7 protein-coding genes are annotated in these 8,398 nt (G+C 45.7%); all 7 read left to right on the forward strand.

Going from position 1 to position 8,398, the window contains the following annotated elements:
* The first annotated feature begins 66 nt into the window (after window positions 1-66).
* The 7 genes from ppc to Q0K92_RS08255 all read left to right on the forward strand — a co-directional run bounded on the left by ppc (window position 67) and on the right by Q0K92_RS08255 (window position 8,036).
* Window positions 67-2,862 carry a phosphoenolpyruvate carboxylase gene (gene ppc, locus Q0K92_RS08225; protein WP_297325324.1) on the forward strand — a complete coding sequence of 932 codons (2,796 nt, stop codon included), beginning with the start codon at window positions 67-69 and terminating at the stop codon, window positions 2,860-2,862.
* 53 nt (window positions 2,863-2,915) lie between these two features.
* On the forward strand, window positions 2,916-4,220 hold the full coding sequence (locus tag Q0K92_RS08230; protein ID WP_297325325.1) for a pitrilysin family protein: 1,305 nt from the start codon (window positions 2,916-2,918) through the stop codon (window positions 4,218-4,220).
* A gap of 15 nt (window positions 4,221-4,235) precedes the next feature.
* Window positions 4,236-4,790: a 16S rRNA (guanine(966)-N(2))-methyltransferase RsmD gene (rsmD, locus tag Q0K92_RS08235; protein ID WP_297325326.1), complete on the forward strand. Its 555-nt coding sequence runs from the start codon at window positions 4,236-4,238 to the stop codon at window positions 4,788-4,790.
* Window positions 4,783-5,262: a pantetheine-phosphate adenylyltransferase gene (gene coaD, locus Q0K92_RS08240; RefSeq protein ID WP_297325327.1), complete on the forward strand. Its 480-nt coding sequence runs from the start codon at window positions 4,783-4,785 to the stop codon at window positions 5,260-5,262. The genes rsmD and coaD overlap by 8 nt, the downstream gene beginning before the upstream one ends.
* A 20-nt stretch (window positions 5,263-5,282) precedes the next feature.
* Entirely contained in the window at window positions 5,283-5,534 is a 252-nt protein-coding gene (locus Q0K92_RS08245; RefSeq protein ID WP_297325328.1) for a YfhL family 4Fe-4S dicluster ferredoxin, read from the forward strand.
* Window positions 5,535-5,813: 279 nt separating this feature from the next.
* Window positions 5,814-6,857 (forward strand): type IV pilus twitching motility protein PilT, encoded by a 1,044-nt coding sequence (locus Q0K92_RS08250; protein ID WP_297325329.1) that lies wholly within the window; start codon window positions 5,814-5,816, stop codon window positions 6,855-6,857.
* Window positions 6,858-6,899: 42 nt separating this feature from the next.
* Window positions 6,900-8,036 (forward strand): PilT/PilU family type 4a pilus ATPase, encoded by a 1,137-nt coding sequence (locus Q0K92_RS08255; protein WP_297325330.1) that lies wholly within the window; start codon window positions 6,900-6,902, stop codon window positions 8,034-8,036.
* Window positions 8,037-8,398: the final 362 nt, after the last annotated feature.

The raw sequence follows: 8,398 nt of genomic DNA on the forward strand, positions 1-8,398 counted from the left end.
TCGGTACTGACTTTGCTTGTTACAAGTATGTGCTGGATTCATTTTTAATCGTGAGCGTGTAATGCAATGAGTGCTGCTGATTCAGAGAATAATGGTGCCCAAAATGTATTGGCGGATGACAAAGATCTGCCATTGCGTGAAGATATTCGTTTTTTAGGGCGTATGCTGGGCGATACGTTACGTGAACAGGAAGGGAATAGTGCTTTCGAACTGGTCGAAAATATACGCCAGACCGCGATTCGCTTTCATCGGGATCAAGATCCAAAAGCGCAATATGAACTTGATGCAATTCTGAACCGATTGAGTGATAAAGACTCATTGCCTGTCGTTCGTGCATTCAGTTACTTTTCATTACTTTCCAATATCGCCGAAGATGTTCATCATAACCGGCGGCGCCGTGCACACCTGCGTGCGGGATCCTCACCGCAGGCCGGCAGTGTCACTTTGGCATTGGAACGCGTGTTGGAAGGCAAAAAAGATACTGCGGTGTTGGTCGATTTTTTTAGAAAAGCGGTTATTTCGCCGGTTCTGACAGCACATCCAACCGAAGTCCAACGCAGAAGTATCTTGGATTGCCAATTGGCCATTGAGCGCTTACTGAAAGAACGGGCGCGCACCGAGCTGACGCCCAATGAATTGCGCCATAATGAAGAAGGTTTGCGCGCCACCATTCAGATCTTGTGGCAAACGCGCATGCTACGGCCAACCCGTTTGTCTGTGTATGACGAAATTGAAAACGGCCTGGCTTACTACAGTTATACTTTTTTGACCGAGATTCCCTATATCTATGCAAAAATAGAAGACTTACTTGAACGCCGCTTGGGTAAGGATGCGCCTTATGTCACTTCGTTCTTACGCATCGGCAGCTGGATTGGCGGCGATCGTGACGGCAATCCTTTTGTGACACATGAAGCGATGTTGCGTGCCGTCGAACGTCAATCCGCGCTGGCTTTGGATTTTTACCTGGATGCGGTAAATAAGATTGGCCGTTCAATGAGCCTCACTGAACATTTGGTGAAAGTCAGTGACGAGGTCAAAGAATTGGCGGCTACTGCACCGGATATTCCCAACCGGTCTGATGAACCGTATCGGCGGATTTTTCTCAGTATCGGAGAACGCCTGGTCGCAACTTCCCAGCAATTAGGGCATCAACTTACGCAACATCACCCGATTCACGCCGGCAAGCCCTACGCGGATAGTACCGAGCTTTTGCACGATCTCGATGTAATCATTCACTCATTGAAACAACACAAATCCTATTGGGTGGCGCGTGGTGCGTTGCGTAATTTACGCCGCGCGGTTGATGTATTCGGTTTCCACCTGGCGCCACTGGATATGCGCCAGCACAGCAAGATACATGAGCAGGTCGTGACCGAATTATTCGAGCATCGTGAACCGGGTAAACGTTACGTGGAATTGAATGAGCAAGAACGCGTGAAATGGCTGTTGGCAGCAATCAGCCGGCCTCGTCCTGTGCTCGCTTCTTGTGCAGATTATTCCGAAACGGCACAATCCGAGCTACATATCCTGCAGTGCGCGGCGGAGATCCATCGCCGCTTTGGGCGTGCGGCACTGCCCAATTACGTTATTTCCATGACTACGGGCATCATCAATATACTGGAAGTAGCATTGCTGCTGCAGGAGGTGGGCTTGTTGCAAGCTGGAGAAAATCCTCAGTTGCATCTGAACATCATTCCATTGTTTGAGACGATTGCAGATTTGCGCAGTTGCAGCGATATCATGGATCAGTTGTTTTCATTGCCATATTATCGCAAGCTATTGAGTTCTCGCGGCAATGTGCAAGAAGTCATGCTGGGTTATTCCGACAGCAACAAAGATGGCGGCTTTATCACATCGAATTGGGAGATCTATAAAGCTGAAATTGAACTCACCAAAGTTTTTGCCAAGCACAACGTTGAACTGCGCTTGTTCCATGGTCGTGGCGGCACGGTGGGCCGAGGTGGCGGGCCCAGTTATCAGAGTATTCTGGCGCAACCGCCAGGCAGTGTTAACGGCCAGATACGCGTTACAGAGCAAGGCGAAGTCATCAGCAGTAAATATGCGGAACCTGAAATAGGCCGGCGGAATCTTGAAACGCTGGTGGCTGCAACCATGGAGGCGACATTGTTGAGCTATGATTCGATCGGTGCGAATGCAGATCGATATTATCAAGCCATGGAAAAGCTTGCATCGGCTTCTTTTGCAGCTTACCGCGAATTAGTATATGAAACACCGGGCTTTAAAAAATTCTTTTTGGAATCTACACCTATCCGGGAAATGGCAGGATTGCACATTGGCAGCCGGCCACCGTCGCGCAAGAATTCGGATGCCATTGAAGATTTACGTGCCATTCCCTGGGTATTCAGTTGGAGTCTGAGCCGCATGATGTTGCCGGGCTGGTATGGCTTCGGTCATGCAGTGGAAGCCTTTGTGAATGGCGCAGACCAGGATGGACAGGGACTGTCATTATTGCAAGAGATGTATCGGGAATGGCCTTTTATGCAAACATTATTGTCCAATATGGACATGGTGCTGGCTAAGACGGATATGGGCATTGCCTCACGGTACGCGGAATTAGTCGATGATGTTGTATTGCGTGAACAGATTTTTGGTCGTATCCAGGAAGAACGGGCGAGAAGTCAGAAATGGCTGTTTGCCGTGACCGGTCATACGGAGTTACTGCAAGACAATCCAACGTTAGCGCGCAGCATTCGCAACAGAACGCCCTATATCGACCCGCTCAACCATTTGCAGGTGGAATTGCTGCGTCGATACCGGTCCGGCGAAGATAGTGATGAAGTTAAACGCTCTATTCATCTGACTATCAATGGTGTGACAGCTGGATTGCGCAATAGTGGTTGACAGGTAATTTTTACAAAATGTTGCTCTTGATGAGCGTGCGGTAGGAGGCTTGGGTGCAAATAAAGCGATTTGTTTTTGTTGTATTGTTAAGTTTCTATTCTCAATGGGCATTGGCTTCACTGCCGATCCAGTACTGGCAGACATCTTCCGGTACGCGAGTGTATTTTGTTGAAAATCATGATCTGCCAATGCTTGATATCAGTGTGGAATTTGCTGCGGGTAGTGGCATGGATACACCGAGCAAGTCGGGTCGTGCCAATCTGGTTCGGCATTTGCTTAGCATGGGGGCGGGAGGATTTTCTGAAGATCAAATTACAACCGCTTTAGCGGATGTTGGTGCACAGCTGAATAGCCACTTTGATCGGGACCGTGCAGGTATTGCTTTACGTACTTTAAGCAGTGAGCGAGAACGCAAGCAAGCGTTAGAGACATTGGCGCGCATTATCCAGTATCCAGAATTCCCTCAGAATGTACTGGATCGAGAAAAGGCCAGGATTACTTTGAGTATTAAAGAATCGAGTTCTAAGCCTGATTATATTGCTGAACGTGAATTGATGAAAATGCTGTATGGCGACCACCCCTACGGACTGAATGATGTGGGTGAAATTAATACCATCAATTCATTGCAGCGGGAAGATCTGCTGGCTTTTTACCGGTCTTACTATGTTGCCAGCAATGCAGTGATCGCAATTATTGGCGATATTAGTCGGTCTGAGGCGGAAGCGATTGCGAAATCGTTGACGGAAAATTTATCTTCCAATCAGCAGAAAACTGAAGTGCCGGCAGTGCAAATTCCTGCAGCAGGAATAAAAAGGATTCCTCACCCAGCAACACAAAGTCACATTCAGCTGGCCTATCCAGGGCTGCGTCGGAATGATCCTGATTATTTCCCCCTTTTGGTCGGAAATCACATACTGGGTGGCGGCGGATTCGTTTCGCGTCTGATGGAAGAAGTTCGTCAGCAGCGTGGTTTAGCCTATAGCGTTTATAGCTTCTTCTCTCCCTACAAAGAACAAGGGCCATTTCAAATCGGCCTACAGACCAAAAAAGAACAATCCGAGGAAGCATTCGCATTAACTCAGAAAGTACTCAAAGATTTTGTTAGTGGAGGCCCAACAGGAGAAGAACTGATAGCCGCCAAGCAAAATATTATCGGCGGATTTCCACTGCGGATAGATAGTAATAGCAAAATACTCGGTTATCTTGCCATGATTGGTTTTTATAATTTGCCACTCACTTATTTAACAGATTACTTGGTTGCTGTTGAAGCAGTAACCACTGAACAGATCCGGCAAGCATTCCAGCGACGAATCCAGCCTGATGGTATGGTGGCCATTATTGTGGGTGCAATTGAATAGAACAATTTTTGACACATGGCTGCAGCACAAGGAAAAGTCCGCATCATTGCTGGTTACTGGCGTAGTCGCCTGATAGTCTTCCCAGATCAACCTGATTTAAGACCTACTGCGAGCAGAATACGCGAAACAGTATTCAATTGGTTGGGGCAAGATTTGAGCGGATTGTGTTGTCTCGATTTATTTGCGGGGAGTGGCGCATTGGGTTTCGAGGCCGCATCTCGGGGCGCAGCACAAGTAGTGATGGTCGATACAGACGCTAGAGCTTACAAGGCATTGTATGAAAACAAACAAAAATTGCAGGCAACGCAAGTTGAATTGGTGATGATGAATGCATTGAATTTTATCCGTTCCGATACGCGGAAATTTGATGTTATCTTTCTTGATCCTCCTTACCGTCTTGAACTGTTATCAGAGCTGTTGCCGTTACTGCCATCACATCTTGCAGAGGGCGGACTGGTTTATACTGAAACCAGAAGCGCTTGGATTCCAGACACCCAATGGCATGTGAAACGTAGTGCAAAAGCTGGCACGGTACACTATCAACTTTTGGAGTCGGCATTCAATGGATAAAGCCATTTATCCCGGCACCTTTGATCCAATCACACGTGGACATGAAGATCTGGTTCGGCGCGCTTCACGCTTATTTGATCAAGTTGTCGTGGCAGTAGCCGTGAGCAGCAGCAAAAAACCATTCTTTACTTTAGAGGAGAGAGTGGAAATGGCGCAGAAGGTTTTATCAGATTGCTCGAATGTTCAGATCATGCCGTTTTCGGGTTTGTTAATGAACTTTCTGCGACAACAGAATGCGCGAGTTATTTTACGTGGTTTGCGTGCGGCATCTGATTTTGAGTACGAGTTTCAAATGGCGGGAATGAACCGTGGTATGTATCCTGACGTGGAAACTTTATTTATGACCCCTTCTGAGCAGTACATGTTTATTTCTGCAACCATTGTGCGCGAGATTGCGTCTCTGGGCGGTAATGCGGATGCGTTTGTACACCCTTTGGTAGCACAGAAGCTACGAGAAAAAATAACGAAATAGTTTTGAGAGAATTAGATTCAATGGCACTGATTATTACGGACGAATGTATTAACTGCGATGTTTGTGAACCCGAATGCCCTAACGGCGCCATTTCACAGGGTGAAGAAATCTATCAGATCGATGCCAGCTTATGTACGGAATGTGTTGGGCACTATCATGAGCCGCAATGTATCGAAGTATGTCCGGTTGATTGTATTGTGACCAATCCTGATAAAATTGAGAGCAAAGAGCAGTTACTAGCAAAATATCAATCACTCATTGCTGCGAAATGAATTTTTCAGCATAAGATATCAAATTACCTGCTCGAAACCGAGAAACATTTTACCAGCGGTATTTCCAGCTGAATCATCCTAACAATAGCTTGTAAAAACCCAATGTACCGAGTGAATTTCTATATTCATTAGCGCTTTTTCCTCTCTATCAGTACTCCCTTAATTTTTATTTACATTTCCCGTTAGCAAGTGGATTAACCCAAGTGCACTTACTTGGGATTTATTAATCTTTTCAGGCACTCAACAGTACATTGAGTACTGTCACCAAAGGGTATCGCAATGAATATAATAGAGTTGCTAGCTTTCGTGGTTAAAAACAGCGCTTCAGATTTACATTTATCGGCAGGTATGCCGCCGATGATTCGGGTGCATGGCGAGATTCGACGCATCAATTTACCCGAGATGGAACATAAAGAAGTACACGCGATGGTGTACGACATTATGAATGACAGCCAGAGAAAAGCGTATGAAGAACATCTGGAATGTGATTTTTCCTTTGCTGTTCCCAACCTTGCGCGTTTTCGTGTCAATGCATTTAATACACAGCGAGGTGCCGCAGCTGTGATGCGCACGATTCCATCAAAAGTTTTGAGTTTGGAAGATATTAAAGCACCTAAAATATTCGCTGAGATTGCAAAGCAGCCGCGAGGAGTTGTGTTAGTCACAGGTCCGACAGGCTCAGGAAAATCCACCACATTGGCGGCCATGATCAATAGCATCAACGAGAATGATTACGGTCACATCCTGACTCTCGAAGACCCGATAGAATTCGTGCATGAAAGTAAGAAATGCCTTATTAATCAACGCGAGATTGGACGGGATACATTAAGCTTTTCCAATGCACTGCGTTCAGCGTTACGTGAAGACCCTGACATCATCCTGGTAGGTGAAATGCGTGACCTGGAAACTATGCGCTTAGCAATGACCGCAGCCGAAACGGGGCATTTGGTTTTTGGCACTTTGCATACCAGCTCTGCCGCTAAAACTATTGATCGTATTATTGATGTTTTTCCTGCAGAAGAAAAAGAAATGATGCGTTCGATGCTATCCGAATCATTACGGGCTGTTATTTCACAGGCACTGCTAAAAACCAAAGACGGAAAGGGGCGTGTAGCTGCCCATGAAATAATGATCGGTACGCCGGCTATCCGTAACTTGATACGGGAAGGCAAGGTTGCGCAGATGTATTCGGCAATTCAAACGGGACAAAATGTAGGTATGCAAACATTGGATCAGAATTTGACAGATTTGGTGAAACATAATGTGATTTCAGTAGCTGAAGCACGAGGCAAGGCGATGAATAAAGATAATTTCAAAATTTGATAAAGCTGTTTAGGTTATTAATCACAATTCCAGAGGTAGATTATGGATAAAGAGCAAGCAACAAAATTTATGTCTGATTTGCTACGCCTGATGCTCAGCAAAAAGGCTTCAGATTTGTTCATCACAGCCGGTTTTCCACCTGCATTCAAAATTGATGGAAAAATGACACCGGTTTCTCAGCAATCACTTTCTGCACAACATACTGAAATACTCGCCAGAGCCATTATGAATGACAAGCAGGCTGCTGAGTTTGAAACTACCAAGGAGGCTAATTTTGCGATTAATCCGTCCGGGATCGGACGCTTCCGCGTGAATGCTTTTGTGCAACAACAACGAGTGGGTATCGTGTTGCGCACTATCACAACCAAAATCCCCGAGTTTGATGATTTGGGTTTGCCGCAAGTGCTTAAGGAAGTTGTGATGAGTAAGCGTGGCCTGGTGATTTTTGTAGGTGGCACAGGCTCGGGAAAATCGACATCAATGGCTGCATTAATCGGTCATCGTAATCAAAATAGCTATGGCCATATCATCACCATTGAAGATCCGGTGGAGTATGTGCATGAACATATTCATTGTGTAGTTACGCAACGCGAAGTGGGTGTTGATACCGAGTCATGGGAAGCCGCTTTGAAAAATACATTACGGCAAGCACCTGATGTTATTTTGATCGGAGAAATACGCGATCGCGAAACGATGGAACATGCCATTGCATTTGCTGAAACCGGGCATCTGTGCATGGGAACATTACACGCAAACAGTGCAAATCAGGCGCTGGATCGTATTATTAATTTTTTTCCAGAAGAGCGCCGCACACAATTATTAATGGATTTGTCATTGAATTTAAGAGCACTGGTGGCACAACGACTGATACCGGCAAAAAGTGGCAATGGCCGTGTAGCCGCCATTGAAGTGCTGCTCAATTCTCCGTTGATTGCAGATTTGGTCTTTAAAGGAAATGTTCACGAGATTAAGGAAATTATGAAGAAATCTCGTGAAATGGGGATGCAGACATTTGATACAGCGCTGTTTGAGCTTTACGAAGCGGGTAAAATCAGCTATGAAGATGCGCTTAGGAATGCTGATTCCATGAATGAGCTGCGCTTACAAATTAAACTTAACAGTACCGAAGCCCAAGATAGAGATTTTGCTTCTAGTGTAGATCATCTAGCAATAACGTAATTTGTGTGGTTCCTACCTGTAACAATTTAACCTTTCAGGAATTTTGCTAAAAATCAGTTGGCAAAATTTGTCTTTTACCTGCAGCTAAAAGGAATCGAATTTCGTTTTAGCTGCAGACGTGATAGTCTCTCCTTGTAAAACTCCATGCGTCACGCTTAAATCTGCTTTAACGCGGAGGGTTTCATTGGGGAAACAAAATGAACCATTGCACGCTCAATTATTCCGATGGGTAAACAGCTAATAGCCGGGCTAGTGGCTCTGATTAGTCTCATCATGTTTGCTGGAATCGGTCTTTATGCGTTCCGCCATTCCCTGCTGGAAGCGCTTATTGATGATCAACTGCGCAAACAAGACCTGCCGCT

The organism is Nitrosomonas sp., from assembly GCF_024282095.1.
In the GTDB taxonomy this organism is placed as follows: Bacteria; Pseudomonadota; Gammaproteobacteria; order Burkholderiales; family Nitrosomonadaceae; genus Nitrosomonas.